At 72.4% G+C, this 13,944-nt stretch carries 15 protein-coding genes; 11 read left to right on the top strand and 4 right to left on the bottom strand.

Annotation, left to right across the window (positions count from 1 at the left end):
* Positions 1-19 precede the first annotated feature (19 nt).
* Genes OHS58_RS44400 through OHS58_RS44390 form a run of 3 tightly spaced genes read left to right on the top strand, consistent with a single transcriptional unit; the run spans position 20 to position 2,870 of the window.
* On the top strand, positions 20-607 hold the full coding sequence (locus OHS58_RS44400; RefSeq protein WP_326955664.1) for a TetR/AcrR family transcriptional regulator: 588 nt from the start codon (positions 20-22) through the stop codon (positions 605-607).
* A gap of 20 nt (positions 608-627) precedes the next feature.
* A complete protein-coding gene (locus tag OHS58_RS44395) occupies positions 628-1,797 on the top strand; it encodes a Glu/Leu/Phe/Val dehydrogenase dimerization domain-containing protein (protein ID WP_328646259.1) in 1,170 nt (389 codons plus the stop codon).
* Positions 1,798-1,841: 44 nt separating this feature from the next.
* Entirely contained in the window at positions 1,842-2,870 is a 1,029-nt protein-coding gene (locus tag OHS58_RS44390) for an LLM class flavin-dependent oxidoreductase (protein WP_247061447.1), read from the top strand.
* Here OHS58_RS44390 and kstD read toward each other — a convergent pair.
* Positions 2,867-4,600, bottom strand: a complete 1,734-nt coding sequence (gene kstD / locus OHS58_RS44385; RefSeq protein ID WP_328646258.1) for a 3-oxosteroid 1-dehydrogenase — start codon at positions 4,598-4,600, stop codon at positions 2,867-2,869. The two genes, OHS58_RS44390 and kstD, sit on opposite strands and share 4 nt — an antisense overlap.
* 226 nt (positions 4,601-4,826) lie before the next feature.
* Here kstD and OHS58_RS44380 point away from each other — a divergent pair, with 226 nt between their 5' ends.
* Complete coding sequence (locus OHS58_RS44380; RefSeq protein ID WP_328649957.1) at positions 4,827-5,534, top strand: SDR family NAD(P)-dependent oxidoreductase; 708 nt, start codon at positions 4,827-4,829, stop codon at positions 5,532-5,534.
* Positions 5,535-5,544: 10 nt separating this feature from the next.
* Positions 5,545-6,270: a nucleotidyltransferase domain-containing protein gene (locus OHS58_RS44375; protein ID WP_328646257.1), complete on the top strand. Its 726-nt coding sequence runs from the start codon at positions 5,545-5,547 to the stop codon at positions 6,268-6,270.
* Here the strand turns inward: OHS58_RS44375 and OHS58_RS44370 are convergent.
* Together OHS58_RS44370 and OHS58_RS44365 are read right to left on the bottom strand one after the other, a co-directional pair.
* Positions 6,250-7,542: a 6-phospho-beta-glucosidase gene (locus OHS58_RS44370; protein ID WP_328646256.1), complete on the bottom strand. Its 1,293-nt coding sequence runs from the start codon at positions 7,540-7,542 to the stop codon at positions 6,250-6,252. The genes OHS58_RS44375 and OHS58_RS44370 overlap by 21 nt on opposite strands.
* Positions 7,539-8,288, bottom strand: coding sequence for a DeoR/GlpR family DNA-binding transcription regulator (locus OHS58_RS44365; protein ID WP_326946554.1), 750 nt, complete (start codon positions 8,286-8,288; stop codon positions 7,539-7,541). The genes OHS58_RS44370 and OHS58_RS44365 overlap by 4 nt, the downstream gene beginning before the upstream one ends.
* A gap of 116 nt (positions 8,289-8,404) precedes the next feature.
* On the opposite strand from OHS58_RS44365, the gene OHS58_RS44360 reads away from it, so the two are divergent.
* The 5 genes from OHS58_RS44360 (at position 8,405) to OHS58_RS44340 (ending at position 12,292) form a co-directional block, all read left to right on the top strand.
* Positions 8,405-9,430, top strand: coding sequence for a carbohydrate kinase family protein (locus tag OHS58_RS44360; RefSeq protein ID WP_328646255.1), 1,026 nt, complete (start codon positions 8,405-8,407; stop codon positions 9,428-9,430).
* A gap of 2 nt (positions 9,431-9,432) precedes the next feature.
* On the top strand, positions 9,433-10,143 hold the full coding sequence (locus OHS58_RS44355) for a heavy metal-binding domain-containing protein (protein ID WP_328646254.1): 711 nt from the start codon (positions 9,433-9,435) through the stop codon (positions 10,141-10,143).
* A gap of 122 nt (positions 10,144-10,265) precedes the next feature.
* Positions 10,266-11,063, top strand: coding sequence for a heavy metal-binding domain-containing protein (locus tag OHS58_RS44350; RefSeq protein WP_328646253.1), 798 nt, complete (start codon positions 10,266-10,268; stop codon positions 11,061-11,063).
* A gap of 9 nt (positions 11,064-11,072) precedes the next feature.
* Entirely contained in the window at positions 11,073-11,891 is an 819-nt protein-coding gene (locus OHS58_RS44345; protein ID WP_247061439.1) for a heavy metal-binding domain-containing protein, read from the top strand.
* Positions 11,891-12,292: a hypothetical protein gene (locus OHS58_RS44340; RefSeq protein WP_326946550.1), complete on the top strand. Its 402-nt coding sequence runs from the start codon at positions 11,891-11,893 to the stop codon at positions 12,290-12,292. The genes OHS58_RS44345 and OHS58_RS44340 overlap by 1 nt, the downstream gene beginning before the upstream one ends.
* A 154-nt stretch (positions 12,293-12,446) precedes the next feature.
* Here the strand turns inward: OHS58_RS44340 and OHS58_RS44335 are convergent, their stop codons facing one another.
* On the bottom strand, positions 12,447-13,298 hold the full coding sequence (locus OHS58_RS44335; RefSeq protein WP_328646252.1) for an alpha/beta fold hydrolase: 852 nt from the start codon (positions 13,296-13,298) through the stop codon (positions 12,447-12,449).
* Between the two features lie 100 nt (positions 13,299-13,398).
* Here OHS58_RS44335 and OHS58_RS44330 point away from each other — a divergent pair, with 100 nt between their 5' ends.
* Entirely contained in the window at positions 13,399-13,935 is a 537-nt protein-coding gene (locus tag OHS58_RS44330; RefSeq protein WP_328646251.1) for a CGNR zinc finger domain-containing protein, read from the top strand.
* The last annotated feature ends 9 nt before the right edge of the window (positions 13,936-13,944 follow it).

The raw sequence follows: 13,944 nt of genomic DNA, 5'->3' as shown, positions 1-13,944 counted from the left end.
AGGCGGTACGGTGAGCCGCATGGCGCGGAAGTCGGTGTCGGTGCGGCGGGAAGAAATCGTCCTTGCCGCGCTCGAACAGGTCCGCGCGCGGGGCATCGCCGGGGTCCGGGCGGCCGACGTCGCGAAAGCCCTCGACGTCAGCACGGCCCTGATCTTCTACCACTTCGGCACCCTCGAAACCCTCATCATCGAGGCCTTCCGGCAGGCCGCCGAGACCAACCTCGCGGTCCTGCGCGGCGAACTCGACCGCGGCGGCCCGGCCGGCGAACGACTGCGGGCCGTCCTGGCGCTGTACGGCCCCACCGAGCCCGCGCACGGCTGGAAACTGTGGATCGAGGCGGGCGCCGCGGCGATGCGCGACACCCAGCTGCGCGCCGTCCTGCAACGGCTGGACCTGCGGTGGCGCGACGCCGTCGTCGCGCTGATCGCCGAGGGTGTCGGGGCCGGCGAGTTCCGGTGTCCCGACCCGCACGGCGCCGCGTGGCGGCTGACCGCGTTGCTCGACGGGCTGGCCATGCAGGTCGTCGCCCGCGAGGGCACCGTCACCGCCGACGACTGCGCCCGGTGGATCGAGCAGGCCATGACCCTCGAACTGGGCCGTAACTGACTCACCGATCAGGAGGGGTGATGACCGAACCCGCGTTCCTCGAGGTGACGTGGACCGACCCCGGCACCGGGTGCCGCGGTTACCTGGTGATCGACCGGCTGGTCCGCGGCGTCGCCAGCGGCGGGCTGCGGATGCGCCGCGGCTGCACGCTGTCCGAGGTCCGCGGCCTGGCCCGGGGCATGACGCTCAAGGAAGGCCTCAACTACGACCCGGCCGGCCGGTACGTCCCGCTCGGCGGCGCCAAGGGCGGCATCGACTTCGACCCGTACGACGAGCGGGCCCGCGACGTCGTCGCCCGCTACCTGCACGCCATGCGGCCGCTGATCGAGCAGTACTGGACGCTGGGCGAAGACCTGGGCCTGCGCCAGGACGTCATCGACAGCGTCATCACCGAAATCGGCCTGCAGAGTTCGATCCAGGCGATCTACCCGCTGCTCGAAGACCGGGAAACAGCGGTCGAACGGCTCGCGGCCGCGTTCAAGATCGAGGTCGGCGGCCTGGGCCTCGACGAGCTGGTCGGCGGCCTCGGCGTCGCGCAGGCCACGCTGACCGGTCTCGAAGTGCTGGGCCTCGACGGCCCGAACCGCGTGGTCGTCCAGGGCTTCGGCTCGATGGGCGGCGCCACCGCGCGCTTCCTCGCCGAAGCCGGGCTCGCCGTCGTCGGCGTCTCGGACGTCCACGGGGTCGTCACCAACCCGGACGGCCTGGACGTCGAGAACCTGCTTCGGCACCGGGACCGGTTCGGCGGCATCGACCGCGACCACCTGAAGCCCGGCGACGAGCTGAGGCCGCCGGCAGCGTGGCTGGACGTGCCGGCCGAGGTGCTCGTGCCCGCGGCCGTCTCCTACTGCGTCGACGCCGGCAACCAGGCCCGGATCGGCGCGAAGCTCGTCGTCGAGGCGGCCAACATGCCGGTGACGGCGGAGGCCGAGCAGCTGCTCGGCGCACGCGGGATCCGGGTCGTGCCGGACTTCGTCGCCAACTCGGCGACCAACTCCTGGTGGTGGTGGACGCTCTTCGGCGACGTCGAGGCGGACGCCGAAGCGGCCTTCGCCAAGGTCCGCACCCGCATGCGCGAGCTGGTGACGGACACGGTCGAGCGGGCAGCTCGCGACGGCCTCGGCCTGCGTGCCGCCGCCCTGGCGCTGTCGGAGAAGAACCTCGAAGCCATCCAGGCGAGGTTCGGGTGACCCACCCCGGGAACGAATCGGACCGAAAGATAGTTGAACGCTCTATGAAACTCGGTATCTACAGCTTCGGCGACCGGCCGCCGGACCCCCGCACCGGTGACCAGGTCTCCGTGGCCCAGCAGCTGGCCAACACCCTCGAGCGGATCAAGCTCGCCGACGAGCTGGGCCTGTCCTTCTACGGCCTCGGCGAACACCACCTCGACCAGTACGCCATCTCGAACCCGGCCACCGTGCTGGCCGCGGCCGCGAGCGTGACGGACCAGATCACCCTGAGCTCCGCCGTGACCGTGCTGAGCACCGAGGACCCGGTGCGCGTCTACCAGCAGTTCACGACCCTCGACCAGCTCAGCCACGGCCGCGCCGAGCTGCTGGCCGGGCGCGGGTCGTTCACCGAGTCGTTCCCGCTGTTCGGCAACGACCTCGGCGACTACGACGAGCTCTTCGAAGAGAAGCTCGCCCTGCTCCTGCGGATCGACCGCGAAGACCCGCTCACCTGGTCCGGCAAGTTCCGGCCGCCGCTCGACAACGTGCGGATCCTCCCCCGGCCCTACGGCCGGCGGCTGCGGATCTCCGTCGGCACCGGCGGCAACCCCGAGTCGTCGATCCGCGCGGGCCTGCTCGGCCTGCCCGTGGTCTACGCCGTGATCGGCGGCCGTCCGGAGCGCTTCGCGCCGCTGGTCGACCTCTACCGCCAGGCCGGCGAAGCGGGCGAGCACCAGCGTGAAGACCTGCACGTCACGATGAGCGCCATCGGGCTCATTGCGCCGAACTCGCAGGACGCGAAGGAGAAGTTCTACCCGTACTGGCTCGAGACGATGAAGTACGGCGCGAAGGCCCGCGGCTGGGCGATCCCGACCCGCGCCGAGTACGACACGTACGCCCAGGGCGCGCAGGCGTTGTTCGTCGGCAGCCCGCAGGAGATCGCCGAGCGGCTGATCTCCGTCGGCAAGCTCACCGGCGCCGACCGGTACGCGCTGCAGATGGACTGGTCGGGTGTGCCGCACCAGGACGTCATGAAGGCCATCGAACTGCTCGGCACCGAGGTGCTTCCGCTGGTGCAGAAGGAGTTCTAGACGTCGTTCGCGGCGATGTAGCCGAACGTCATCGCCGGGCCGATGGTCGAGCCCGCGCCCGCGTAGCTGTGGCCCATCACGGCCGCGCTGGCGTTGCCGGCGGCGTAGAGACCGGGGATCACCGAGCCGTCCGGGCGCAGCACGCGCGCCCGGGCGTCCGTGCGCATGCCGCCCTTCGTGCCCAGGTCGCCCGGGACGAGCTTGAGCGCGTAGAACGGCGGTGCCCACAGCGGCGCGAGGCAGGAGTTGGGCAGCACCAGCGGGTCGGTGTAGTAGTGGTCGTACGCGCTCGCGCCGCGCCGGAAGTCGCGGTCGACGCCCGCCCACGCGAAGCCGTTGAACCGGTCCACTGTGGACTTCAGCGCCGCCGCCGGCACGCCGATCGCCGAGCCGAGCGCTTGGATGCTCGACGCCTTGAAGACCGCGCCCGCGCTGTACCAGGCGTCCGGGAACGGCAGCAGCGGCAGGATGTCGCGGAACAGGTACTTGCTGCGGTAGCTCTGGTCGACGATGAGCCACGCGGGGATGTCCGGCGCCGAGGGGTTCTTGTCGTACATCGTGTGCACGACGTCGCTGTAGGGCGCGGCTTCGTTGACGAACCGCTGCCCGGCCTGGTTGACGATCAGGCCGCCGGGCAGCGTCCGCTCGGCCAGGCAGAAGTACGGGTCGCCCGGGGTCGGGATCGCCGGGCCCCACCACGCGTCGTCCATCAGGTCGAGCGCGGCGCCGGCCCGCTGGCCCGCGCGGTGGCCGTCGCCGGTGTTCTCCTTGGCGCCGACCGTCCAGGCCGTGCCGATCGGCTGCCGCTGGTACTGCGCGCGCATGGCCGCGTTGTGCTCGAAGCCGCCCGAGCCGACGATCACGCCGCGCCGCGCGCGGATCAGCCCCTGAGGCACCAGAACCCCGGTGACCGCGCCGTTTTCGACGTTCAGGTCGGTGAGCGGGGTGTTCAGCAGCACCGGGACGTTCGCGGCGAGCAGCCCCGCCCGCAGCCCGGCGGCCAGCGCCTGACCCATGGTGAGCGGCTTCTGCCCGGCGAGCGCGGCGGCCGTCCCCCGCGCGAGGCACGTGGCGGCCACCGCGGCGCCCTTCGCGTTGACCGCGGCGAGGTTCAGCCACTTGTAGTCGGCGCTGAACACGACGAGCCCGGCCGGCGTCGCGAGGTACGCGGGGTTCAGGTTCGCCAGCTCGGCGCCCAGCAGGTTCCCGTCGAACTGGTCCGGCTCGATGGACCGCCCGTTCGGCAGGCCGCCCGGCAGCTCCGGGTAGTAGTCGCTGTAACCCTCCATCCAGCGGAACCGCAGCGGGCTGTTGGCCATGACGGACGCGATCATCGCGGGTCCGTTGCGCAGGAACGCTTCCTGCCGCGCGGCCGGCACGTCCGGGCCGACGACGGCGGCGAGGTACTGCGCGGCTTTCGTCGGCGTGTCCGGCACGCCGGCGGCGAGCAGCACGGGGTTGTTCGGGATCCAGATGCCCGCGCCGGACCGCGCGGCGGACCCGCCGAACGTCGGCGCCTTCTCGACCACGACGACGCTCAGCCCACGCTTGGCCGCCGTCAGCGCGGCGGTCATCCCGGCCGCGCCGGAGCCGACCACGACGACGTCGTACTCCCCCACGAGCGGCGCCGCCCCGGCGGCCGGCGCCCCCGCGATTCCGGCGGTCACGGCGAAACCCACGCCCGCCGCGGTGCCGCGCAGGATCTGGCGGCGGGTCAGGTCGGCATCCATGGCGCACTCCTCGCTCGCGGAACGGCGAACGTCATGGTGTCGGTACCGGCCAGAAACTGGAACATGTTCTACCCGCTTGGAGCAGCCGCCACCGTCTCGAATGGACCGGTAGCGCCAACCGTTGACGACATTCGGCGCACCGGTCGCTAAGTTGACGACTCCCTCATCTTCTGGCTAACTTGAGAGCAGTCTCAAGTTCTCTCCCGAGGAGGTCCTCTTGTCGAAAGTGCTCGCCGTCCTGGGTGTCGGTCCCGGGCTCGGCCTGTCGATCGCGCACCGGTTCGGCCGCGAAGGCTTCACGACGGCGCTGGTCTCACGCACCGACGCGCGGCACGCGACCTACCGCGCGTCGCTCGCCGAAGCCGGCGTCACCGCGCACACCTACACCGCCGACGTCACCGACAAAGCCCAGGTCGACGCCGTCCTCGCCCGCATCACGGCCGACGCGGGCGAGATCGACACCGTCTACTTCGGCCCGGCGGACCTCGGCGTCGGCTCGGCCATCGCACCGCTCACCGAAGCCGGCGCCGACCACCTGCGCGTGCCGTTCGAGTCGATCGTGCTCCCGGCGGCGCAGCTGACCCAGGCCGTGCTGCCGCGCATGCTGGAACGCGGCACGGGCTCGCTCCTGTTCGCCGGCGGCATCAGCGGCAAGTACCCGATCCCGCTGCTGGGCAGCTTCGCCCCCGCGGCGGCGGCGCTGCGCATGTACGTCCTGACGCTCAACGCGGCCGTGCGCGACCAGGGCGTCTACGCCGGGACACTCACCATCGGCGGAGTGATCGAACGCGGCGACATCCACCGGATGTTCACCGAGCAGGCCCCGGATTCCATGCCGGGCACGCTGGATCCCGACGACATCGCCGAGCGGGCGTGGCGCCTGCACACCGAGCGCGACGAGGCCGAAGCGGAGTTCAACGCGCTGGCGGTTTAGCCTGGCGATCGTGTACACCTCCGGGGAGCGGGACCTGTTGCGGGACAAGCTGATCGAGGTGGCCCGCGCGGACGACCGCGTCACCGGGGCCGCGCTCACCGGCTCGGGGGCGCTCGACGCCGAAGACACCTGGTCCGACATCGACCTCGCCTTCAAGACGGCCGCACCCGAGCCCGTGCTCGCGGACTTCACCGCGCTGATGTACCGCGAGCGCGGCGCGCGGCACCACATGGACGTCGTGTTCGAGCAGACCGTCTTCCGGGTGTTCCTCTTGGAGAACACGCTTCAGGTCGATCTGGCGTTCTGGCCCGAGGCGGATTTCGGTGCGACGACGCCGAAGTTCCGGCTGCTGTTCGGCACCGCGAACGAGCGCGAACAGGCACCGCCGCCGGACGCGCGGCGGCTGGTCGACCTGGCCTGGCTGCACGCCCTGCACGCGCGGTCGAGCATCGCCCGCGGCCGCCACTGGCAGGCCGAGTACATGATCGGCCGGGTTCGCGACCACGCCCTCGCCCTGGCCTGCGTGCGGCACGACCTGCCTGCGGGCGAGGGCCGCGGCCTCGACCGGCTGCCCGCCGCGGTCACCACGCCGTTCGAGGAAACCCTGGTGCGCGGGCTCGACGACCTCGGCCGGGCCTTCCGCGCCGTCACCGGGCTCCTGATCGCCGAGATCCAGGAAGTCGACGTCGAACTGGCCGGACGGCTGGCTCCGCTACTACGCGCGCTGACTTCCTAGGTATGCGAGTTCCGGGTGCGCGGCAACGTAACCGTCGAGCAACCGGCGCGCCACGGACACCGAGTCGACCAGCGGGTGCAGCGCGAACGCCCGCAGCGCCGCCTCGCGCGAACCCGTCGTCGCCGCGTCGATCGTCGCCCGCTCGACGGCTTTCACCGCCGTCACCAGGCCCAGCGCGTGGTCCGGCAACGGCCCCGCGCCGACCGGCCGCGCACCCTCGGCATCCACCACGCATGGCACCTCGACGACGGCGTCGGCCGGAACGCCCGGGAGTGCGGATCCGTTGCGGACGTTGAGGATCAGCGTGGCGCGCTCGCCGCCGGCGAGGGCGCGCATCAACGCCAGCGCGACCTTCTCGTAGCCGCCACCCTCGAGATCCTCGCGTTCGCCGTCGCGCGTCTCGGCCATGTACGTCTCTTCGCGCTCCAGCCGCGTCCGGTCCCACGACGCCAGCGACGGCGCCGCGTAGAACGGCTTTTGCTGCTCCAGCAGGAAAGCCCCGCGTGACGCGACACCGAGGGCTTCGCGGGTGAAGTAGTAATAGTGCAGGTACTCGTTCGGCAGGGAACCCAGCGCACGCAGCCAGTCCGCGCCGAAGAGTTTCCCTTCTTCGAACGACTCCAGTGCGTCCACATCGGACAACAACCGCGGCAGGACGTCCTCGTCGCCGACGTGCACGGCCCGCAGCCAGCCCAGGTGGTTCAGGCCCGCGTAGTCGAACCGCACGGTCGCCGGATCGACGCCGAGGGCGCGCGCCACCCGGCGGCAGAGCCCGACCGGCGAGTCGCAGATGCCGATCACCCGGCCGCCGAGCACGCCGGCCATCGCCTCGGTGACCAGGCCGGCCGGGTTCGTGAAGTTGACGACCCACGCGCGCGGCGCCACCTCGGCGATCGTGCGGGCGAGCGCGACGGCGACCGGAACCGTCCGCAGCCCGTACGCGATCCCGCCCGCACCCACGGTTTCCTGCCCCAGCACGCCTTCCGCGAGCGCGACCTGCTCGTCGAGCCGCCGGCCGCGCATCCCGCCGACCCGGATCGCGGAGAACACGAAGTCCACATCGGACAGTGCGGTGCGCAGGTCCGTGGTCGTGCGCACCCGTGGCGCGCCCGGGACACCGGCCGCCTGCTCGGCGAGGACGCGCTCGATCGCGGCGAGGCGCCCGGCGTCGACGTCGTGCAGGATCAATTCGGTGATCTCGCCCCCGGCCAGCAGCGCGCCGTGCACCAGCGGGACGCGGAACCCGCCGCCGCCGAGCAGCGCGAGCCTCATCGCAGCACCTCGACGCCGGCCTCGCCGAGCGCCACGCACGTCGGTTCGTCGGCTCCCGCGCTGGTGACGACGATGTCGAGCGCCTCCGGCCCGCAGACCTTGGCGAGCCCGGTGCCGGGGAACTTGCCCGCGTCGGCCAGCAGCACCACGCGGTCGGCCGCGGCGACCATCGCCCGCTTGACCGGCACCTCGACGACGGTCGAGTCCATCACCTGACCGTCGCACCGCACGCCACTCGCACCGAGGAAGACGGTGCCGGCGCGCACCTGGCGCAGCGCGTCCTCGGTGAGGAACCCGACCATCGAGTGGTAACTGCGGCGCACCACCCCGCCGAGCAGCACGAGCTGGACGTCTTCGGCGTCCTTCAGCTCTTCGTAGACGGCGAGGCTGCTGGTGATCACGGTCAGCGCGCGGTCGCGCAGGTGCCGGGCCAGCCGGTGCGCGGTGGTGCCGATGTCGAGGAGCACCGTGTCGCCGTCGGCGACCAGCGCGGCCGCACGGCGGGCGACGGCTTCCTTGTCGTCGGCGCGTTCGGCCGCGACCTGCGCGAACGGCTCGTCGTCGTCCGCGCACGCCACCGCACCGCCGTAAACGCGGGTCAGCCGGCCTTCGCGGTCGAGGTGCACCAGGTCGCGCCGCACCGTCGCCGGGCTGACGCCGAGCCGCTCGGCCAGCACGCCGACCGGCGCCGGCCCCTCCACGCGCAGGGTCCGCAGGATCAGGTCGTAGCGGCGCTGGGGCAGCATCCGGCGACGATAGCAGTCAAACCTGCTCACCACACGGACGAGTTTGCGCAGGTCTTGCGAAATCTGCGCGACTCAAGCAGTCTCGTGCGCAAGCTTGCGCAGCTCTGGAGGCGCCCGTGACGGCTGAACCCGACGTCGACGTCTTCCTGTCCGGTCTGCTGTTCTTCGACCTGGTCTTCACCGGTCTGGAAAAGCCGCCCGCACCAGGGGAAGAGGTGTGGACGGGCGGCATGGGCTCGGGGCCCGGCGGGATCGCGAACTTCGCCGTCGCGCTGAGCCGGCTCGGGCTGCGGACGTCGCTGGCGGCCGCGTTCGGCACCGACGTCTACGGCCGCTACTGCTGGGACGTCCTTTCGCGGCAGGAGAACATCGACCTCTCGCGCTCGCGGCGGTTCCCGCAGTGGCACTCCCCCGTCACCGTCTCGCTCGCCTACGCCGGCGATCGCGCGATGGTCACCCACGGCCACCCGCCGCCCGTGCCCGTCGCGGAGCTGGCCGGTTCGCCGCCGCCGAGCCGCGCGACCGTCGCGCACATCGGGCTCGACACCGCCGACTGGGTCCACACCGCGCACCAGTCCGGCAGCCTCGTGTTCGCCGACGTCGGCTGGGACCCGTCCGAGGCGTGGTCGCGGGCGCTGCTGGACCAGCTGGCGTGCTGCCACGCGTTCCTGCCCAACGACATCGAGGCCATGCGCTACACCCGCACGGACACGCCCGAAGCGGCGCTGTCGACACTCGCCGACCTCGTGCCGATCGCCGTGATCACCCGCGGCGGCGCGGGTGTGCTGGCCGTCGACAGCACCACCGGCGAGACGGCCGACGTGCCCGCGCTGCCGGTCGACGTCCTCGACGCCACCGGCGCGGGCGACGTCTTCGGCGCGGGGTTCGTCGCCGCGACGCTGACCGGCTGGTCGCTGGCGGACCGGCTGCGGTTCGCGTGCCTGACCGCGAGCCTGTCGGTGCAGCACTTCGGCGGCGCGCTCGCCGCGCCCGGCTGGCACGAGATCGCCCAGTGGCACGCGCGCACCCGGCGCCGCGACTACGCGTTCCTCGACGAGGTCCTGCCCGCCGACACCGAAACCGGCACCTCCCGGCGCGGGCCGGTGACGCTCGGCTTCGGCACCGAGGACGGCTGGGGGTAGCCGTGCCGGACCGCGCCGCCCGCTACACCGCGTCCGGGCTGCGGACGTCGTTGCTGACGGTGCCGGGCGCGGTCGGCGCCGAGGCGGTGGGGCTGCGGCCGATCGGCGAGGTGATGGGCTGCGTCGTCGAGCACGCCGGCGTCGACGATCCGGCGGCGTGCCTGCGCCGCGGGTACACCACGGCGCTGGACCGGCTGCGCGCGGAAGCCCGGGCCTTAGGCGCGGACGGCGTCCTCGCGATCCGGTGCACGGTGACCCGCGCCGGCCGGACGCGGGAGTTCGTCGTGCTGGGCACGGCCGTCCGCGCCACCGGCGGCAAGCGGCCGGGCCGGGTCTTCACGACGAGCCTGTCGGGCCCGGACGTCGCGAAACTCCTGCCGGCGGGCTGGGTCCCGGTGACCCTGGCGATCGGCCTCGACGGCGGCACGGTCTACGACCTCGCGATGCCGGACCGCCCGGCCCGGGAGATCGCGGCGCCGACGGAACTGGTGACGCGCGTGCGGGCGACGGCCCGCGCGGAGTTCCTGGAGGCGGTCCGGCTGTCGGGCGCGGACGGCGGCCTGGTGTCGGCGACAACGCTGAGCGCGTGGCCCCTCGGCCGCACCGGCGCGGCGGCGGTGGCGGGCGTGTTCGGCACGGCGATCGCCCGCTGCGGTGACGGTCCGGCGCCCCGGGACGCGCTGGCCGTGCTGCCCCTGGACCGCCGCGGCTGACCAGGCGCACGCAAGATCCTTCCCCTGAACCGGGAGCTTCCGGACTGATCACCCCGGCTCCGCCGCCCCGGGTGCGGATCCGTGCCACGATGGCGGGAGAAGCCGGCCGAAGGAGGTCCGAAGTGCCCGAGTGGGACGGTCGTGGCCTGCCTCCCGTCGCGCGGGCCCGTGTCGAGCGTTACGCCGCGTCCGGGCTCAAGACGTCGCTGATGAGCGTGCCCAGTGCGGTCGGCGCCGAAATCGCCGGCTTCACCGCGGTCGGCGAGGTGATGGGCTGCGTCGTGCAGCAGGTCGGCTGGGCCGGCACCGCCGTCTTCGCCGACGACCAGGTCAAGCTGATCTCCGGCATGATGCGGCAGGGCTACTCGACCGCGCTCGACCGGCTCGCCCAGGAGGCGACCGCGCTGGGCGCCGACGGCGTGCTCGGCATCGGGTTCACCGTCACCTCGCTCGACGGCGTGATGGAGGAGTTCGTCGCCCTCGGCACCGCCGTGCGCGCGGAGACGAAGCAGCGGCCGCGGCGGCTGTTCACCACCGACCTGCCCGGCCAGGACGTCGGGAAGCTGATGCAGGCGGGCTGGGTGCCGGTGCGCCTCGCGGTCGGCATCGCCGGGCGCGCGCAGTACGACTACAACATGCAGTACCAGACGACCACCTGGGCCGGGAACACCGAAGTGGACGCGCCCACGCGGGTCGTCACCGAAGTCCGGGCCGCCGCGCGGGCCGAGTTCGCCCGCGCGATCCGCGACTCCGGCGCCGACGGCGGCATCGTCTCCGGCATGACCCTGCGGACCTGGCCCGTGCAGGAGGTCGCGATGGCCGGCATCGCGTCCGTCACCGGCACCGCGATCGCCCGCTTCCACACCGGGCGCGCCGCCCCGACCAGCGCGCTCAAGATCCTTCCGTTGAACCGTTCCTGAGGAGGCTTCGTGACCACCGCGGACCCCGCCGGGCAGCACATCCCCGAGGATGCGATGCGCCGGCTCGCCGAGATGCGACCGGGCCAGAAGACCAGCCTGTTCACGTCGGACCTGAGCGTCAACGAGTTCCTGCTCGTGCGCGAAGCCGGGTTCCGGCCGCTCGGGCTGGTGCTCGGGTCGAGCATCTACCACGTCGGGTTCCAGATGGGCCGGTGGAGCAAGAACCAGGAGCTGGACCGGCTTTCCCAGGCGATGTACCACGCCCGCGAGCTCGCGATGTCCCGGATGGAGGCGGAGGCGGACGTGCTGGGCGCGGACGGCATCGTCGCGGTCCGGCTCGAGATCGAGTTCAAGGAGTTCGGCAGCGACCTCGCCGAGTTCATCGCCGTCGGCACCGCGGTGAAGGCCGACGAACCCGGGCAGTGGCGCAACAACACCGGGAAGCCGTTCACTTCGGACCTGTCCGGGCAGGACTTCTGGACGCTGGTGCAGGCCGGGTACGCGCCGCTGGGCATGGTGATGGGCACCTGCGTCTACCACATCGCGCACCAGCGGTTCCGGCAGATGATGGGCAACATCGGCCAGAACGTCGAGATCCCGCAGTACACCGAAGCGCTCTACGACGCGCGCGAGCTCGCGATGTCGCGGATGCAGACCGAGGCGGAACAGCTTGAGGCGGAAGGGATCGTCGGCGTGCAGCTGCTGTCGCTGCCGCACCGCTGGGGCGGGCACACGACGGAGTTCTTCGCCATCGGCACCGCGGTGAAGCCGTTGCGGGAGGACCACCACATCGCCAAGCCGCAGCTCGTGCTGCCCCTCACCGACTGATGGGCGCCGAGCTGGAGTTCCACCTGCTGGTGGCGGCACTGCGCACGGACCGCGCGGACGTCGAGTCCTACCACCGGGTCCTGTCGGAAACACTGGGCGACGCGCTCCCGCCGGGCATGGTCGAGGTGACGCGGCGCAAGACGTTCGCCGACCGCGTCGCGGGCCGCGACGGGCAGGTGGTTTCGGTGCAGGTGACCACCCCGGACCGGGTTTTGGTGCTGAGCGCGGGCAAGCACGGCGGGGTCGCGGCGGAGATCCGCCAGGTGGTGCGCGGCGTGGTGATCAGCCGTAAGGAAGCCGCGGTCGACGACTGGCTGGCGGCGCTGGCCCAGGAGCTGACGACGCTGGCCGAGAAGGACGCGAAAGCCCGGGACGCGCTCTCACGCCTCCTCGGCGGCTGAGAAGTCCTTGCCGCGCAAGGGAAGTGGCGTCGGGGACGGGATGAGCACCCCCGAATACACAGCCTAGCCGCGGGGTACGACAGAACCGGGCGCCACGCCAGCGCTCGGGCGCCAGCGCTCAGGCGTCAGCGCTCAGGCGTCAGCGCTCCGGACGTCAGCTCAGCACCCGGCCCAGGAAGCCGCGGATGTAGCCGGCGATCGCGTCCAGGTGTGTCTCCAGGGCGAAGTGGCCCGCGTCGACCAGGTGGATCTCCGCGTCCGGCAGGTCGCGGGCGTACGCGCGGGCGCCGTCGGCGATGAAGATTCCGTCGTTGCCGCCCCAGACCGCGAGCACCGGCACCCGGCTGGTGCGGAAGTACTCGTGGAACTTCGGGTACAGGCCGATGTTGTGGTGGTAGTCCGCGAGCAGCGCCATCTGGATCTCCGCCGCGCCCGGCCGGTCGAGCAGCGCCTGGTCGTGGATCCAGACGTCCGGGCTGACCAGCTCCGCGTCCGGTGAACCGTCGAGGTACTGCCCCTTGGTCGCTTCCAGGGTGACCATCGCGCGCAGGTCCTCGCCGGTCAGCGTGCCGGCGGCCAGCTTCTGCGGGAGACCTTCACCGAGGCCCTCGACGTACGCGTTGCCGTTCTGGGTGACGATCGCCGTGACGCGGTCCGGGTTCGCCGTGGCGATCCGCAGGCCGACCGGCGCGCCGAAGTCCTGGATGTAGAGCGCGAACCGGGTCAGGCCGAGCTGGTCGAGCAGGCCCTGCGTCAGCTCGGCGAGCGCGTCGAAGGTGTAGGTGAACTCGCCGACCGGCGGCGCGTCGGAGGCGCCCGCGCCCAGGTAGTCCGGCGCGATGACGTGGTAGCGATCGGCCAGCGCCGGGATCAGGTGCCGGTACATGTGCGAGCTCGTCGGGAAGCCGTGGAGCAGCACGATCGTGGGTGCTTCGGCGGGCCCGGCCTCGCGGTAGAAGAGCCGGTGGCCGGCGACGGTGGCGTGGCGGTGGTGCACGGCGGTCATGGTTGCTCCTCGCGTCTCATGTTTACTTCTTCATTTATCCATGAGACGCGGTACGCTGTCAACGGTCGGGGAAACTGGAGCCCGGACTCGGGAGGCGAACGTGGTCACTGCGGCACCCGGCGAGGAGCTCTCGCTCGCGCTGGCACTGGTCAACACCCAGCGGGTCGGGGACGTCGACGACCTCGACGACCCGCTCCCCTGGTTGCACGCGCACGGGCTCCGGGTGACGTCGGTGGCCGACGTCACCCCGCTCACCGACCTCCGCACGGCGGTCCGCGAGCTGCTGGCCGCGCTGGCCGAGGACCGGGCGCCGGCCGCGGCCGCCGTCGACGCGGTGAACGCGGCCGCCCGCACCGACGCCGCCGCGCCGCAGCTCACCTGGGCCGCCGGCCCGCGCCGCGAGTGGCGCAGCACCCGGCCGGGCAGCGTCGACGAAGCCGTCGCGACCCTGGCCCGCGACGCGATCGACGTCGCCGGCGGCGACCTGGGCCGGTTGGTGCGCCCGTGCGAGGCCCACGGCTGCGTCCGGTTCTACCTCCGCGAGCACGCCCGCCGCCGCTGGTGCTCCACGACGTGCGGCGACCGCGTCCGCGCGGCGCGGCACCAGCAGCTGGTGGTCGAGCGGCGTACCGTGTGAGCCCGCCGA

The sequence above is a fragment of the Amycolatopsis sp. NBC_00348 genome, from assembly GCF_036114655.1.
Taxonomy (GTDB): Bacteria; Actinomycetota; Actinomycetes; order Mycobacteriales; family Pseudonocardiaceae; genus Amycolatopsis.
Note: the sequence above shows the minus strand (reverse complement) of the source record. Positions and strands in the feature narration are given on the sequence as shown.

Coding starts and splice junctions, on each gene's coding strand:
- OHS58_RS44395 (WP_328646259.1), top strand. CDS start 628: ATGACCGAACCCGCGTTCCTCGAGGTGACGTGGACCGACCCCGGCACC.
- OHS58_RS44335 (WP_328646252.1), bottom strand. CDS start 13,298: ATGACCGCCGTGCACCACCGCCACGCCACCGTCGCCGGCCACCGGCTC.
- OHS58_RS44370 (WP_328646256.1), bottom strand. CDS start 7,542: ATGAGGCTCGCGCTGCTCGGCGGCGGCGGGTTCCGCGTCCCGCTGGTG.
- OHS58_RS44390 (WP_247061447.1), top strand. CDS start 1,842: ATGAAACTCGGTATCTACAGCTTCGGCGACCGGCCGCCGGACCCCCGC.
- kstD (WP_328646258.1), bottom strand. CDS start 4,600: ATGGATGCCGACCTGACCCGCCGCCAGATCCTGCGCGGCACCGCGGCG.
- OHS58_RS44400 (WP_326955664.1), top strand. CDS start 20: ATGGCGCGGAAGTCGGTGTCGGTGCGGCGGGAAGAAATCGTCCTTGCC.
- OHS58_RS44340 (WP_326946550.1), top strand. CDS start 11,891: ATGGGCGCCGAGCTGGAGTTCCACCTGCTGGTGGCGGCACTGCGCACG.
- OHS58_RS44365 (WP_326946554.1), bottom strand. CDS start 8,288: ATGCTGCCCCAGCGCCGCTACGACCTGATCCTGCGGACCCTGCGCGTG.